The organism is Kosakonia sp. LAM2021 (assembly GCF_016620385.1).
GTDB classification, from domain to species: Bacteria; Pseudomonadota; Gammaproteobacteria; order Enterobacterales; family Enterobacteriaceae; genus Kosakonia; species Kosakonia sacchari.
On sequence record NZ_JAENHT010000008.1, the window covers coordinates 25,150 to 41,064 of the forward strand.

Here is a 15,915-nt window from a genome sequence, read left to right on the forward strand (position 1 = left end):
CGTTCTTCCTAACAAACTCTCTTACAAGCGAGAGAAATCATTGAAAAGTGCAAGCCCCATTAACAGCACCAGCAAGATAGAGCCAATGCGATAACTAAAGTCTTGAACTCGCTCGGATACCGGTCCGCCCTTCAGCTTCTCAATCGCTAAAAACAGCAGATGCCCGCCGTCAAGAACAGGCAGAGGGAACAGGTTAATGATGCCCAAGTTCACGCTTATCAAAGCAAGGAACATCAGGTAGTAAATCAACCCGAACTCCGCTGACATCCCAGCCCCCTGAGCGATAGAAATCGGCCCACTGAGGTTGTTCAGTTTTACATCACCGGTGATCAATTTCCCCAACATACTGACCGTTAGCTTCATCAACTGCCAGGTTTTATCCGTGGCTTCAACGATGGCGCTAAATGGCCCGTACTGGCGTACTGTTTTGTATTCATCTGGCAGAGGAATGACTTTGGGCACCACGCCCGCAAACCCTTCTGCCTTGCTACCGGGCTTTGTATCCGGTATCAACGTCAAAGACAAGGGAGCCCCTTGCCTTTCCACTTCCAGCGCTAACGACGTACCTGGGTTATCCCGTACCAGCGTAACGAACGTCATCCACTGCGTTAACTGCTGACCATCGACTTTAACGATCCTGTCGCCAGCTTGCAAACCCGCTTTGCTGGCAGCGGAACCGGGTTGCACCTCCGCAAGCACCGGTTCAAGCTGCGCCGCACGAGGACGAATCCCGAGCGACATAACCGGATCGTCTTTATCAGGCGCAAAGGCCCAGTGACGTAAATCCAGCACTTTTTCCTGTCGATGGTTGCTGCCGAATGGCGCTACGCTGACGGTCGTCTGGCTATCGCCGATTTTAGACACCAACTGTAAGCGCACAGCATCCCAATCAGGCGTTTCGATGCCATCAATCGCTTTAAGTTCCGTGCCGGGTGCAATTTGCGCGTTTGCAGCGATAGAGTTGGGCGTTATTTCACCAACAACCGGACGAACTCCAGGGACACCGATGATAAACACCAGCCAGTAAGCGAAGATGGCAAAGATAAAGTTAGCGATGGGACCGGCAGCAATAACGGCGGCGCGCTGGCCAACCGTTTTATTATTGAAAGCGTAGTGGCGCATTTCCGGCGCAACAGCCTCAACACGCTCATCCAGCATTTTGACATAACCGCCCAGGGGGATCAGGGCGATGACAAATTCGGTACCGTGTTTGTCGGTGCGACGCCAGAGCGCTTTACCAAAACCGATGGAAAAACGCTCAACCCGCACGCCACAGCGGCGAGCAACCCAGAAATGGCCAAATTCATGCACGGTGATCAATACACCAAGCGCAACAATGAACGCCGCCAGATTCCAGAGAATGCTCAGCATAAAACCTTCCGTCAAATCGTCCTGAAAACCAGCAATAACAGGCAGGCAAATACAGGAACTGCCGCTGTCAGGCTGTCAATGCGATCCAGTATACCGCCATGGCCCGGAATTAGATGCCCACTATCTTTAATTCCGGCTTCACGCTTGAACATACTTTCCGTGAGATCGCCCAATACAGAGGCTAACGCCGCGACCAATGAGCAAATAAAGAGCGTAGATGAGGTCACATCCAGATTCGCCCATGCGCCGTAGCCCCAGGAGATAATACCCGCCGTCAGCAGGCCCCCCAGGAAACCTTGCCAGGTTTTTCCCGGCGAGACTTTCGGTGCAAGCTTATGTTTGCCAAATAGTTTGCCAAACATATAAGCGCCTGAATCTGCTCCCCAAACGAGAATCATCACATACAGCAACCACAGCGCGCCACTATAGTGATTTACATCGTAATGCCATACGCGCAGCGCCAGCATGCCCCAGAAAAAAGGGATAATCGTCAAGATACCGAAAATCAGGCGCAAAATTTTAGAATGGCGCCACGCCGCGGCGGATGCCGGGTAACTTAGCACCAGCACCAACGCCACCAGCCACCAGGCCAGAGAGGCCCAGAGCGAGATCGTCACCAGGGGATGATGGGTATTATGGTGATACTCCGGCAGCGTAAACAGCATAAGCGCGAGTAAAAACCCGCATAATACAGCCAACCAAACCCGCTGAGTCCGGGAAGTAAAGCCGCTCAGTTGCCCCCACTCCCACGCAGCGAGCATGCAAACAGCGAGCGTAACGATCGCGAATCCCACCGGCGGCAGCAAAAAAAGCGCTGCAATAACAATGGGTATTAATACAAAAGCAGAAATCAGGCGATACTTCAGCAAAAGCAACCCCCATCAGGCTTTGTCGCCACCTGGCTCGGTACCGCCGAAACGACGCTCTCGATTGGCAAAGGCATGCAGCGCACCTTCAAAGTCTTGTTCATCAAAATCGGGCCAAAGAACATCTGTAAAGTAAAGTTCGGCATAGGCAATTTGCCAAAGTAAAAAATTACTTATGCGATGTTCTCCACCAGTCCTAATCACTAAATCTACTGGAGCCAGCTCGTGCATGCAGACTTGCTTATTGAGCGTTTCTTCATCAATTTGATCCGGGCGCAAAAGCCCTTCCTGCACCTGCTCGGCAAGCAGCCGTACTCCCTGTACGATATCCCAGCGTCCACCATAGTTCGCTGCGATATTCAGCGTCAGCCCGGTGTTCTGGGCGGTTAACGCTTCCGCTTTGCGGATTCTCTCCTGCAAACGCGTATTAAAACGACTGGTATCGCCAATAATGCGTAAACGCACATTATGACGGTGCAAGCTTTTTACTTCGCTATCCAGCGCCCACACAAACAACTCCATCAGCGCACTCACTTCCTGCGCCGGGCGATTCCAGTTCTCGCTACTAAAAGCATAAAGCGTCAGCGCATCAATACCATTATTGGCGGCAAAAGAGACCGCACGGCGTACAGACTTCGCTCCGGCCCGATGACCAAAAGCCCGGAGTTTCCCTTGTCTTTTCGCCCAGCGACCATTGCCATCCATAATTATCGCTACATGGCGGCAGCCATGCGTTGGCAAACTTTCGCTTATCGGTTGGTTAGCAGACAACATAACGCGTTTTAGTCCCTGAAAAGGATTTAGCGGTACTCAGGAATACAAAGCCTTTACGCAAAAAAGCCGTGTAAACCACGGCTTACACCAAACGCCATCATATCAACTGGCAATTTTGTGGCGCAGACTATATCACCGAAGCCCAACGCTAACAAATAGCACCGTCACTCATCGCTGTAATATCACTGGCTTGCGAGGCGCATCACTTGTTTTTGCGCAACGTCGCGTGCCTGTGCATCCACAGCCAGCACGTCATCAATGCTCTGCGGTTCGCGCAAATCCATCTGTTCAAGCACAGAAAGATTCAGGGCGGCAATATCTGTGAAACGGATAGCAGATGCCAGGAATGCCGAAACAGTGACCTCATTCGCCGCGTTGAGCGCCGTTGTTGCCGCCTGCCCCTCATCTGAAGCATCAATGGCCAGCTTCAGGCAAGGATAGCGGTCAAAATCGGGCTGCGCGAAACTTAACGAACTTAGTTTGCAAAAATCGAGGGCATTAACACCTGACGGCACTCGTTCCGGCCAGGCCATCGTATGAGCGATGGGCGTACGCATATCCGGCTCACCCAGTTGTGCCAATACACTGCCATCCTGGTAACGCACCATGGAATGGATCACCGATTGCGGATGAATCAACACTTCCATCTGGCGGGCAGAGGCATTAAACAACCAGCGCGCTTCAATGTATTCCAGACCTTTATTCATCATAGTGGCGGAGTCAACGGAGATCTTGCGCCCCATTGACCAGTTCGGGTGCCGACACGCCTGATCCGGCGTCATTGCGGTCAGATCGGAAAGCGGTGTCTCCCGGAACGGGCCACCAGACCCGGTAAGCAGAATAGACGAAACGCCATTCTGCTCCAGATCAGCGTACCCCAGGTTATGTTGAATTGTTTCCGGTAAACTCTGAAAAATAGCGTTATGCTCGCTGTCCACCGGTAAAAGCTGTGCCCCGCTCTCCTTCACCGCGTCCATAAACAAGCGACCACACGTCACCAGAGCCTCTTTATTCGCCAGCAGCACCGTTTTTCCGGCACGAATAGCAGCAAGCGTTGGCACCAGGCCCGCAGCGCCCACAATGGCCGCCATCACCTGATCGACGCCGCTCAGCGCCGCCATTTCACAGGCTGCCTGTTGGCCGCTCAGCACTTCTGTTCGGCTACCATGTTCCCGCAAAGCACGCTTTACCTGTTGCGCGCTTTCGTCATCGTCCATCACCGCAAATTTGGGAGAAAACTCAAGGCACTGCTCAACCATGCGGGTAACATTTTTACCGGCAACCAGCGCAGTAACGGAGAAACGATCGGGATTGTGGCGAACCACGGCCAGCGTGCTGCAACCAATAGAACCCGTTGAGCCCAGAAGAGTTAAATGCTTCATGAAACGCTCGCAACGTTGCAAAGATAAAAAGCAAAACGCCGCCAGCAAAGCCACTCTCGCGGCTCTCTGTACGGCGTTTTAGTCGGTTTGTTTCGAATCAGAACTGCATCAGTTCTGCTTCTTTATCCGCCAGCGCCGCATCCACTTTTTTGATTGCAGCATCGGTCAGCTTCTGTACGTCATCCTGAGAACGACGATCGTCGTCTTCACTGATCTCTTTATCTTTCAGCAGTGCTTTCACTTTATCGTTCGCGTCACGACGAACGTTACGTACCGCAACACGCGCTTGTTCAGCTTCGCCGCGTACGACTTTGATCAGATCTTTACGACGTTCTTCCGTCAGTGCAGGCAGCGGAACGCGAATATCGCTACCCGCAGAGCTCGGGTTTAAACCGAGATCAGAGGTCAAAATCGCTTTTTCAACAGCCGGACTCATTGAGCGGTCAAACACGTTGATTTTCAGCGTACGGGAGTCTTCGACGGTGACGCTAGCCAGTTGGCGCAGCGGAGTCGGCGTACCGTAGTATTCCACAACGATGCCATCCAGCAGGCTCGGAGAAGCGCGGCCAGTACGCACTTTGCTGATTTGAGTTTTGAACGCTTCGACGCATTTATCCATGCGTACTTCAGCATCTTTTCTGATATCGCTAATCACGTTACGGATCCTTGAAATCTTGTCGCAGGCAGGCCATACGGCGGGTGTGCTAAGTATAGCCTGTTCAATTTTAGGCACCCTGAAGATGCCAGAAAGAACTGCTCAATAAATTAAAGCGGAATCTTACCTTTATTTATTGCTTACGGGAATTATTCCGTAATCAATGTGCCTTCTTTTTCGCCCATGACAACACGACGCAGCGCGCCAGGTTTGTTCATGTTGAACACGCGAATCGGCAATTTATGGTCGCGAGCCAGCGTAAAGGCCGCCAGATCCATCACTTTCAGTTCTTTATCCAGCACTTCGCTGTAGCTCAGCTGTTCGCACAGCGTGGCGGTCGGATCGAGCACCGGATCGGCAGTAAACACGCCGTCCACTTTGGTCGCTTTCAGCACCACATCCGCTTCAATCTCAATACCGCGCAGGCACGCCGCGGAATCGGTAGTGAAGAACGGGTTACCTGTACCGGCGCTGAAAATGACCACGCGGTTGTTGCGCAGCAGGCTAATCGCCTCTGCCCAGCTGTAATTGTCGCAAACGCCATTTAACGGGAACGCGGACATCAGACGTGCGTTCACATAGGCACGATGCAGCGCATCACGCATTGCCAGGCCGTTCATCACGGTCGCCAGCATACCCATGTGGTCGCCCACTACGCGGTTCATACCCGCTTTCGCCAGACCCGCCCCACGGAACAGGTTGCCGCCACCAATCACCACGCCAACCTGAACCCCAAGTTCGACCAGCTCTTTAATTTCCTGCGCCATACGGTCAAGAATGCTCGCGTCAATACCGAAGCCTTCGGATCCCTGGAGCGCTTCGCCGCTCAGCTTAAGCAGAATGCGTTTGTAGACGGGTTTTGCATTGGTAGCCATGTTTCTTTCCTGAGACTGTCAACAATTGGACGGGGTTAATACCGGCGCTTATGATACGTCGCCTGCCAGCGCAAACACTAGTGTGCTGGCTGATTTTCAGATGAAGGGCATAAAAAGAAGCCGCCCTCAGGCGGCTCCTTTTATTGATTAAGACTGCTTGGACATTGCAGCAACTTCTGCTGCGAAGTCAGTCTCAACTTTCTCGATGCCTTCGCCCACTTCGAAGCGGATGAAGCCAGTTACGTCAGCATTGTGCTCTTTCAGCAGCTGAGCAACAGATTTGCTCGGATCCATAACGAAAGGCTGGCCAGTCAGAGAAACTTCGCCGGTGAATTTCTTCATGCGGCCTTCAACCATTTTCTCTGCGATTTCTTTCGGTTTGCCAGACTGCATGGCGATATCCAGCTGAACCTGGTACTCTTTTTCTACTACTTCAGCGGATACATCTTCCGGTTTAACGAATTCCGGCTTGCTTGCAGCGATGTGCATTGCCAGCTGTTTAACCAGCTCGCCATCAGCGCCTTTAGCCGCAACCAGAACACCGATACGCGCGCCATGCTGGTAAGAACCCAGCACTTCGCCTTCCAGAGCGGAAACGCGACGGATGTTGATGTTCTCACCGATTTTAGCAACCAGTGCAACGCGCTCTTCTTCGAACTGCGCTTTCAGAACTTCAACGTCAGTGATTTTGCCAGCAACCGCTGCGTCCAGAACTTTGTTAGCAAATGCCTGGAAACCACCGTCTTTTGCCACGAAGTCAGTCTGGCAGTTAACTTCCAGAATGATGCCGTAGGTGCCGTCGATTTTGGTGATGATCACGCCGTCAGCAGCAACGTTGCCTGCTTTTTTCGCCGCTTTGATCGCACCAGACTTACGCATGTTCTCGATCGCCAGCTCGATGTCGCCGTTCGCTTCAGTCAGCGCTTTTTTGCAATCCATCATGCCTGCGCCAGTACGTTCACGCAGCTCTTTTACCAGGGATGCGGTAATTTCAGCCATTCTTTATTCCTCGGGAGAGATATGACCTGCACGGTTTGCAACCAAACAGGCGTAAAAGTGAAAAAGGGGGCCATTAACAGGCCCCCTAACCAAACTCGGTACTACCTGCTCAATAAGGGGCTCAACGAGCGTGCCTTATTACTCAGCTTCTACGAAGCTTTCTTCCGCCTGAGTAGCCAGATCCGAAGAACGGCCTTCACGAACGGTAGCAGCAACGGCATTCAGGTACAGGCTAACAGCACGGATTGCGTCATCGTTACCCGGGATAACGAAGTCAACGCCGTCCGGATCGGAGTTGGTATCAACGATAGCAAATACCGGGATACCCAGGTTGTTTGCTTCTTTGATTGCGATGTGCTCGTGGTCAGCGTCGATAACAAACAGTGCGTCCGGCAGGCCGCCCATGTCTTTGATACCGCCCAGGCTGTTTTCCAGCTTGTCCAGCTCACGAGTGCGCATCAGCGCTTCTTTCTTGGTCAGCTTGTCGAAGGTACCGTCTTGAGACTGAGTTTCCAGGTCTTTCAGACGTTTGATGGACTGACGAACGGTTTTCCAGTTAGTCAGCATACCGCCCAGCCAGCGATGGTTCACGAAGAACTGGTCGCAGTTCTGAGCAGCTTCTTTCACCGCTTCGCTTGCAGCGCGTTTAGTACCAACGATCAGGATTTTGCCTTTACGAGCAGCAATTTTGTTCAGCTCAGCCAGCGCTTCGTTGAACATCGGTACAGTTTTCTCAAGGTTGATGATGTGAACTTTGTTACGCGCACCGAAGATGAACGGCTTCATTTTCGGGTTCCAGTAACGGGTCTGGTGACCAAAGTGAACACCAGCCTTGAGCATGTCGCGCATGGAAACAGTTGCCATGTTTAAAACCTCTATATAAAAGTTGGGGTTATGCCTCCACGTATCCCATATTACCGACCCCGAAGGGCACCCCGGAATATGTGCCGATACGTGTGTGTTATTACACAAAGTGAGATTTGTGGCTCCCATCCCAAAACAGGAACGGAAGTCCGGCGCGCTTTATACCATAAAACACCGCCGGAAACCAATAGTTGTTGACGCAGCGTGCTGTTAATGATTCTCGATTTGGCACAACAGTTGCTCGACTGTTACCATTGACAGCACTAATCCTGGTATAGTCGAAAAAATCGACACTGATGGACACATTCCATGGCTATCTCTATTAAGACACCTGAAGAAATCGAAAAAATGCGCGTCGCGGGCCGACTCGCCGCCGAAGTGCTGGAAATGATTGAACCGTACATTAAGCCGGGCGTCAGCACGGGTGAACTCGATCGCATCTGCAACGACTACATTGTCAAAGAGCAGCATGCCATTTCCGCCTGCCTTGGTTATCACGGCTTTCCGAAATCGGTGTGCATCTCTATTAACGAAGTGGTGTGCCACGGTATTCCGGATGACGAAAAACTGCTGAAAGATGGCGATATCGTCAATATCGACGTGACCGTAATTAAAGATGAGTATCACGGCGACACCTCCAAAATGTTTATCGTCGGTAAGCCGACTATTTTGGGGGAGCGTCTGTGCCATATCACGCAGGAGAGCCTCTATCTGGCGCTGCGCATGGTCAAACCGGGTATCCGTCTGCGCACCCTTGGCGCAGCAATTCAGAAATATGTCGAAGCTCAGGGCTTCTCCGTCGTGCGCGAATACTGCGGTCATGGTATTGGTCGCGGCTTCCATGAAGAGCCGCAGGTGCTGCACTATGATGCGGACGATGGTGGCGTGGTGCTGCAAGCGGGCATGACGTTTACCGTCGAGCCGATGGTAAACGCAGGTGATTACCGTATTCGCACCATGAAAGATGGCTGGACGGTGAAAACCAAAGACCGCAGCCTGTCTGCACAGTATGAGCACACGATAGTGGTCACCGAAACCGGCTGCGAAATCCTGACACTGCGCAAAGATGACACCATCGACGCCGTGCTGACTGCCGCCTGATTCTGACATGACCAAACGCGATAAACGGTCCGCTCTGCGGGCCGTTTTTTTTACCGCTCTTCCCTGCAGCGTCATACATATAAACGACTTTTCATTTTTCATTATCTCTTTTAAGTTGTTTTGCTATGCATATGCACTCCAGACGGGTGGCCCATAATGAGCAACATCACTTCAGAACAATTTGTCAGCGCGGTACAACCCACCCTTCCCGGCCAGCCTGAATATCCAGGGGTTTGGTCACAAGACGAATTCCAGTGCGCCAATATCAAAGCGCATATTGAGGCTTTCCAGCAGTGGCTCGGGCACGTCTTTGACGCCGGAATTTCAGCCGAGCAATTAATTGAAGCGCGCACCGAATTTATTGATCAACTTCTGCAACGCTTATGGCTGGAGTACGGTTTTGGCGACGTCAGTGATACCGCGCTGGTAGCGGTCGGCGGTTACGGTCGCGGCGAACTGCACCCGCTATCGGATATTGATTTACTGATCCTCAGCCGTACCAAACTTTCCGACGAACAAGCGCAGAAAATTGGCGAACTGCTCACGCTGCTGTGGGATGTCAAACTCGAAGTGGGACACAGCGTTCGTACGCTGGATGAGTGCTTACAGGAAGGGTTATCGGATCTCACTGTCGCGACCAACTTAATTGAATCACGTCTGCTGATTGGCGACGTCGCGCTGTTTCTGGAACTGCAAAAGCATATTTTTAGCGACAGCTTCTGGCCATCGGAAACTTTTTTCCCGGCAAAAGTGGCGGAACAAAACGAGCGCCACCAGCGTTATCACGGCACCAGTTATAACCTGGAACCCGACATAAAAAGTAGCCCTGGCGGTCTGCGCGATATTCACACCCTGCAATGGGTTGCTCGCCGTCACTTTGGTGCCACGTCGCTGGATGAAATGGTGGGCTTTGGCTTTCTGACCGAAGCCGAGCGTAATGAGCTAAACGAGTGTCTGCACCTGCTTTGGCGCATCCGTTTTGCGCTGCATTTGGAAGTGAGTCGCTACGACAACCGCCTGCTGTTCGATCGCCAACTGAGCGTAGCGCAGCGTCTGAATTATGTCGGTGAAGGCAACCAGCCTGTCGAACATATGATGAAGGATTTCTTCCGCGTCACCCGCCGCGTTGCGGAGCTGAACCAGATGCTGTTACAGCTTTTCGATGAAGCGATTCTGGCGCTGACCACCGATGAGAAACCGCGCCCGATTGACGATGAATTTCAACTACGCGGTTCGCTTATCGATCTGCGTGACGAAACGCTGTTTATCCGTGAGCCGCAGGCCATCCTGCGCATGTTCTATATCATGGTGCGCAACAGCACCATTACCGGCATCTACTCCACTACGCTGCGCCACTTGCGCCATGCCCGCCGCCATCTGACGCAGCCGCTGTGTTATATCGCCGAAGCGCGATCCATTTTCCTCAGCATGTTGCGCCATCCAGGCGCCGTCAGCCGTGGTTTGCTGCCCATGCACCGCCACAGCGTGTTGTGGGCTTATATGCCGCAGTGGTCGCACATCGTCGGCCAGATGCAGTTTGACCTCTTCCATGCCTATACCGTCGATGAGCACACTATTCGCGTATTGCTGAAGCTGGAAAGTTTTGCCAAAGAAGAGACGAGAAATAAGCACCCTCTATGCGTGGAGCTGTGGCCGCGTTTGACCCACCCGGAGCTGATCCTGATTGCGGCGTTGTTCCATGATATCGCCAAAGGCCGCGGCGGCGACCACTCCGTGCTGGGTGCGCAAGATGTGCTGAAGTTCGCTGAATTGCACGGTTTGAATTCTCGCGAAACCCAGCTGGTTGCCTGGCTGGTGCGCCATCATCTGTTGATGTCGGTCACCGCCCAGCGCCGTGATATTCAGGATCCGGAAGTGATCAAGCAGTTTGCCGAAGAGGTGCAAACGGAAAACCGTCTGCGCTTCCTCGTCTGTCTGACCGTGGCGGATATCTGTGCCACCAACGAAACCCTGTGGAACAGCTGGAAGCAGAGCTTGCTACGCGAACTCTATTTCGCCACTGAAAAACAGTTGCGTCGCGGCATGCAAAACACGCCGGATATGCGCGAACGCGTGCGCCATCACCAGCTTCAGGCGCTGGCGTTGCTGCGCATGGACAATATAGATGAAGAGCAGTTGCATCAGATTTGGGCGCGCTGTCGGGCGAACTATTTTGTTCGCCATAGCCCAAACCAGCTCGCCTGGCATGCGCGGCACCTGCTGCAGCATGATCTGAGCAAGCCGATGATTTTGCTCAGCCCACAAGCTACGCGCGGCGGCACCGAGATTTTTATCTGGAGCCCGGATCGCCCGTATCTGTTTGCAGCGGTGTGCGCCGAGCTTGATCGTCGCAACCTCAGCGTTCATGACGCGCAGATTTTTACCACCCGCGACGGCATGGCAATGGACACCTTTATTGTGCTGGAGCCGGACGGCAGCCCGCTTTCCGCCGATCGCCACGACGCGATTTGTTTCGGGCTGGAACAGGCCATTACGCAACACACCTGGCAGCCGCCACAACCGCGCCGCCAGCCTGCCAAATTGCGCCACTTTACCGTCGATACCGAAGTGAATTTCCTGCCGACCCATACCGACAGAAAATCGTTTCTTGAATTGATTGCCCTTGACCAGCCGGGGCTGCTTGCCCGCGTCGGGCAGGTGTTTGCGGATCTGGGAATTTCGCTGCACGGGGCGAGAATTACAACCATTGGTGAGCGAGTAGAAGATTTATTTATAATCGCGACAGCCGACCGGCGTGGCCTTAATAATGCGCTGCAAAAGGAGGTACAACAACGGTTGACAGAGGCCCTCAATCCAAACGATAAAGGGTGATTATTTTTTTACACAGATGGAAAGAGTAAACAATGCAGCAGTTACAGAACGTTATTGAAGCCGCTTTCGAGCGTCGCGCAGAGATCACCCCGGCAAATGCCGATACCGTTACCCGTGAAGCGGTGAATCAGGTTATTGCCCTGCTCGATTCCGGCGCACTTCGCGTCGCAGAAAAAATCGATGGTCAGTGGGTCACCCACCAGTGGCTGAAGAAAGCGGTTCTGCTCTCTTTCCGCATTAACGATAACCAGGTTATCGACGGTGCGGAAAGCCGCTACTTCGATAAAGTCCCGATGAAATTCGCCGACTACGATGAAACGCGTTTCCAGAAAGAAGGTTTCCGCGTAGTGCCGCCAGCAGCGGTGCGTCAGGGCGCGTTTATCGCTCGCAATACCGTGCTAATGCCGTCTTATGTCAATATCGGCGCCTACGTTGATGAAGGCACGATGGTTGATACCTGGGCAACCGTCGGCTCTTGTGCGCAGATCGGTAAAAACGTTCACCTCTCTGGTGGTGTGGGTATTGGCGGTGTTCTGGAACCACTGCAGGCAAACCCGACTATCATTGAAGATAACTGCTTTATCGGCGCACGTTCTGAAGTGGTCGAAGGTGTTATCGTTGAAGAAGGTTCTGTTATCTCGATGGGTGTGTACATCGGCCAGAGCACGCGTATTTACGATCGTGAAACCGGCGAAGTGCATTATGGCCGCGTACCGGCGGGCTCAGTGGTTGTTTCCGGCAACCTGCCGTCTAAAGATGGCAAATACAGCCTGTATTGCGCGGTAATCGTGAAAAAAGTGGATGCGAAAACGCGCGGCAAAGTCGGTATTAACGAACTGCTGCGCACCATCGACTAAGTCTGTCCCTCTTCCTGTCCGGAAGAGGGTGATATATCCCGCCTTTTTTGCATTCACAGGTGGCAAAAATAGATTTTTTCGTTAATTATTCATAGGTTATGTTGAGCTTAAGGGTACCGCTATGTACGATAATCTGAAAAGTTTAGGCATTACCAATCCCGATGAAATCGATCGCTATAGCCTCCGCCAGGAAGCCAATAACGATATTTTGAAAATCTATTTTCATAAGGATAAAGGCGAGTTTTTTGCCAAAAGCGTCAAATTCAAATACCCGCGCCAGCGTAAAACCGTTGTCGCCGACGGCGTCGGCCAAGGGTATAAAGAGGTGCAGGAAATCAGCCCGAACCTGCGCTATGTAATTGATGAATTGGATCAAATCTGCCAGCGCGATCGCACGGAAGTGGATCTGAAACGTAAGATCCTGGACGATCTGCGCCACCTGGAAAGCGTTGTTACCAACAAGATCAACGAAATCGAATCCGATCTTGAAAAGCTGACGCGCGGGAAATAAATCGCGGGTTCTAACGCATTGTGCCGGGCTCACTACCCGGCACAACATCATTTTTAATGTTGTTCGTCTAACTGCAGCGCCACATACAGCAGCAACCTGTCATCGAAGTTCCCCAAATCCAGTCCGGTCAGTTCCGAGATTCGGTTCAAACGATATTCCAGCGTATTGCGATGAATGAACAGCGCCTTAGACGTTGCCAGCGGCTGCACATTGTGGCGAAACCATGCCGCCAGCGTGCGACGCAGCAGGCCGTTATTATCCATTGCTTTTAACCGCGACAACGGACGTGCCAGCTCGTTGGCCTGCCAACCGCCGCGTAAGCTGTCGAGCAATACCGGTAACATCAAATCCTGGTAAAAATAGCTACGGCTTTCCGGCATACGTTGTTTACCCACCATCATGGTAGTGCGCGCTGTACGGTAAGAACGGGCAATGCTGCCAGGGCCGGTGAAGTAATTGCCCAGCGAGACGCGAAAACGCAACTGCCCGTTCTCTTTCATACGCGTGATCAGCTGTTCTACCCGCTTGCGGTGATCTTCCGCATCCCAGCGCCCAAACTGGTTCAGTGCCGGTTTTAGTACTACCATCTCGGTCAGCGAAACAATGGCAATCAGGTTGTTGCGCTCAGGGGTGGTGAGGGCATTTTGCAGTTGCTGCAACTCGGCCATGGCGCTATCCACGCCCAACTGGCCGCTATCCACTTCCACCACCGCCACCACGCGCGGCTGGTTTAAATCAATGCCTAAACGCTGCGCCCATTCGGTCAATGCGGGCGTGTGCTCTTCCGCCTGGATCAGGTTCATGACCAGCTCTTCGCGCAAACGGCTATCCTGCGCCAACAGATGCATCAGACGGGATTGTTCCAGCATCATCTCGGCGGTCATGCAGACTAATTCGCCGTATTTGCGCAACGTTTCCGGTTCACCCGTCAGGCCAATAACGCCCACGATTTCGCCTTCAAGACGTAACGGCAGGTTGATACCCTGACGCACACCATGCAGATGGCGAGCAACCGCATCGTCGATATCCACCACTCGCCCTTGCGAGAGCACCAGCAGCGCGCCTTCGTGCAATTCACCAATACGTTCGCGGTCACCACTACCAATGATGCGACCGCGTGCATCCATCACGTTAATGTTCGTATCGATGATGCGCATCGTGCGCGCCACGATATCCTGTGCCATTTTGGTATCAAGATGCCAGCCAGCCATGTAACCCTCCCGTGTGCAGAGCCCAAGCATAGGGAAGAACATTACCGTACGCACTGTGCAAATGCACAAAGCGACATTCAGAAGTATGGAGTTGTGGAAAGCTTCACAAAACAGGGGAAAGACCCTCTTCCCCTGCTCAGGGAAGAGGGTTTACAGCGGATTACTGCATCAGCAGATAAATAGAGGTGTCACCGCGTTGAATGTTCAACGCCAGCACCGAAGGTTTACTGTCGAGGATTTTGCGCAGTTCAGCGATGTTTTTCACCGGCTGCTGGTTCGCGCCAACAATCACATCGCCTTTTTTCAGGCCAATCTGCGCGGCCGGGGTATTGGCTTTCACCGTGTTGACCACTACGCCGCCATCTTTGCCTTTGTTGCTCATCTCCGCACCTTCAATACCGCTAAAGATGGTGCTGGAATCAACCTGGTTCTGGCTGCTTTGTTGCAACTCGAGCGTAATGTTCACCGGTTTGCCATCGCGCAGCAGGCCCAGCGCGACTTTGCTGCCGATCGGCATTGAACCGACTTCCGCACGCAATGCGGCGAAGCTACTAATCGGTTTACCGTTCAGAGAAGTAATCACATCCCCGGCTTTCACGCCGGCTTTCGCGGCGGCAGAATTCGGCATCACCTGGCTGACAAACGCCCCGCGCTGCGCATCGACTTTCATCGCTTTCGCCAGCTCAGAGTTCAGTTCAGTACCCATAATGCCCAGTTCACCACGGCGAACCTGACCGAACTCGACCATCTGGCCGGTGAGGTTTTTCACCATGTTACTTGGGATCGCAAAACCGATACCGATGTTGCCACCATCCGGTGCGAGGATCGCGGTGTTAATACCGATCAGTTCGCCATTCAGGTTCACCAGCGCGCCGCCGGAGTTACCGCGGTTGATCGCTGCATCCGTCTGGATAAAGTTTTCGTAGTTTTCCGCATTCAGGCCGCTGCGTCCCAGCGCAGAGACAATCCCGGAAGTCACCGTTTCACCGAGGCCAAACGGGTTACCAATCGCCACGGTGTAATCCCCCACGCGCAGCGCATCGGAATCCGCCAGTTTAATCGCGGTCAGATTTTTCGGGTCCTGAATCTGAATCAGCGCAATGTCGGAACGCGGGTCTTTACCCACCACTTTGGCGTCAAATTTACGCCCGTCACTTAATTGCACTTTGATGGTGTTGGCGTTATCAACCACGTGGTTGTTGGTCACCACATAGCCTTTCGCCGCATCAATAATCACGCCGGAACCCAGCGCCATAAATTTCTGCTGCTGGCTATCACCCCGCCCGCCCGGTGCGCCGCCGCCCTGGCAGAACGGCGAGCTCTGGAACGGAGAACCATCCTGGCAGAACGGTGAATTATCACCAAAGAACTGCTGGAAGTTGCGCGGCATACGCGGTGTGTTTACCGTGGTGCTGCCCTCAACATTGATACTCACCACCGACGGCATCACTTTTTCCAGCATCGGCGCGAGGCTAGGCATTTGTTGCGATGTCGCAGCTGTAGACGATGCTGTTTCCGCTGCCATAGCCGACAGAGGAGACAGCGCTAAACTTAAACTCAAAGCCAGTGCACTCATTGCTAACGTGGTTTTTTTCATGTCTCTCACTCTTTACCGAT

Annotated in this window: 14 protein-coding genes; 4 read left to right on the forward strand and 10 right to left on the reverse strand. The window is 52.9% G+C overall.

Annotated features, from left to right (window positions below; genetic code table 11):
* Positions 1-21: 21 nt before the first annotated feature.
* From rseP to rpsB, 8 genes are all read right to left on the reverse strand, one after another.
* Positions 22-1,371, reverse strand: coding sequence for a sigma E protease regulator RseP (gene rseP, locus JKP81_RS16695; protein WP_200552608.1), 1,350 nt, complete (start codon positions 1,369-1,371; stop codon positions 22-24).
* 11 nt (positions 1,372-1,382) lie between these two features.
* Positions 1,383-2,240: a phosphatidate cytidylyltransferase gene (gene cdsA, locus JKP81_RS16700; protein WP_200552609.1), complete on the reverse strand. Its 858-nt coding sequence runs from the start codon at positions 2,238-2,240 to the stop codon at positions 1,383-1,385.
* Positions 2,241-2,252: 12 nt separating this feature from the next.
* Positions 2,253-3,011 carry a (2E,6E)-farnesyl-diphosphate-specific ditrans,polycis-undecaprenyl-diphosphate synthase gene (gene ispU / locus JKP81_RS16705; RefSeq protein ID WP_200552610.1) on the reverse strand — a complete coding sequence of 253 codons (759 nt, stop codon included), beginning with the start codon at positions 3,009-3,011 and terminating at the stop codon, positions 2,253-2,255.
* A 182-nt stretch (positions 3,012-3,193) separates the two neighbouring features.
* Positions 3,194-4,393, reverse strand: a complete 1,200-nt coding sequence (gene ispC / locus JKP81_RS16710; protein ID WP_200552611.1) for a 1-deoxy-D-xylulose-5-phosphate reductoisomerase — start codon at positions 4,391-4,393, stop codon at positions 3,194-3,196.
* Positions 4,394-4,490: 97 nt separating this feature from the next.
* Positions 4,491-5,048 (reverse strand): ribosome recycling factor, encoded by a 558-nt coding sequence (frr, locus tag JKP81_RS16715; RefSeq protein WP_017457998.1) that lies wholly within the window; start codon positions 5,046-5,048, stop codon positions 4,491-4,493.
* A 149-nt stretch (positions 5,049-5,197) separates the two neighbouring features.
* Entirely contained in the window at positions 5,198-5,923 is a 726-nt protein-coding gene (gene pyrH, locus JKP81_RS16720; protein ID WP_017457997.1) for a UMP kinase, read from the reverse strand.
* Positions 5,924-6,070: 147 nt separating this feature from the next.
* Entirely contained in the window at positions 6,071-6,922 is an 852-nt protein-coding gene (gene tsf / locus JKP81_RS16725; protein WP_039057386.1) for a translation elongation factor Ts, read from the reverse strand.
* Positions 6,923-7,060: 138 nt separating this feature from the next.
* Positions 7,061-7,786, reverse strand: a complete 726-nt coding sequence (rpsB, locus tag JKP81_RS16730; protein ID WP_017457995.1) for a 30S ribosomal protein S2 — start codon at positions 7,784-7,786, stop codon at positions 7,061-7,063.
* Positions 7,787-8,095: 309 nt separating this feature from the next.
* Here rpsB and map point away from each other — a divergent pair, with 309 nt between their 5' ends.
* From map to JKP81_RS16750, 4 genes are all read left to right on the forward strand, one after another.
* Positions 8,096-8,887, forward strand: a complete 792-nt coding sequence (map, locus tag JKP81_RS16735; RefSeq protein ID WP_017457994.1) for a type I methionyl aminopeptidase — start codon at positions 8,096-8,098, stop codon at positions 8,885-8,887.
* Positions 8,888-9,043: 156 nt separating this feature from the next.
* Positions 9,044-11,719, forward strand: a complete 2,676-nt coding sequence (gene glnD, locus JKP81_RS16740; protein ID WP_200552612.1) for a bifunctional uridylyltransferase/uridylyl-removing protein GlnD — start codon at positions 9,044-9,046, stop codon at positions 11,717-11,719.
* Positions 11,720-11,751: 32 nt separating this feature from the next.
* The gene (dapD, locus tag JKP81_RS16745; RefSeq protein WP_200552613.1) at positions 11,752-12,576 is read left to right on the forward strand and encodes a 2,3,4,5-tetrahydropyridine-2,6-dicarboxylate N-succinyltransferase; all 825 of its coding nucleotides are present in this window, start codon (positions 11,752-11,754) and stop codon (positions 12,574-12,576) included.
* Between the two features lie 121 nt (positions 12,577-12,697).
* Positions 12,698-13,087 carry a DUF3461 family protein gene (locus JKP81_RS16750; protein ID WP_017457991.1) on the forward strand — a complete coding sequence of 130 codons (390 nt, stop codon included), beginning with the start codon at positions 12,698-12,700 and terminating at the stop codon, positions 13,085-13,087.
* A 53-nt stretch (positions 13,088-13,140) separates the two neighbouring features.
* On the opposite strand, the gene cdaR is transcribed toward JKP81_RS16750, so the two are convergent.
* Both cdaR and degP read right to left on the reverse strand, forming a co-directional pair.
* Positions 13,141-14,298, reverse strand: coding sequence for a DNA-binding transcriptional regulator CdaR (cdaR, locus tag JKP81_RS16755; protein WP_017457990.1), 1,158 nt, complete (start codon positions 14,296-14,298; stop codon positions 13,141-13,143).
* A gap of 160 nt (positions 14,299-14,458) precedes the next feature.
* Positions 14,459-15,895: a serine endoprotease DegP gene (gene degP / locus JKP81_RS16760; protein ID WP_200552614.1), complete on the reverse strand. Its 1,437-nt coding sequence runs from the start codon at positions 15,893-15,895 to the stop codon at positions 14,459-14,461.
* Positions 15,896-15,915: the final 20 nt, after the last annotated feature.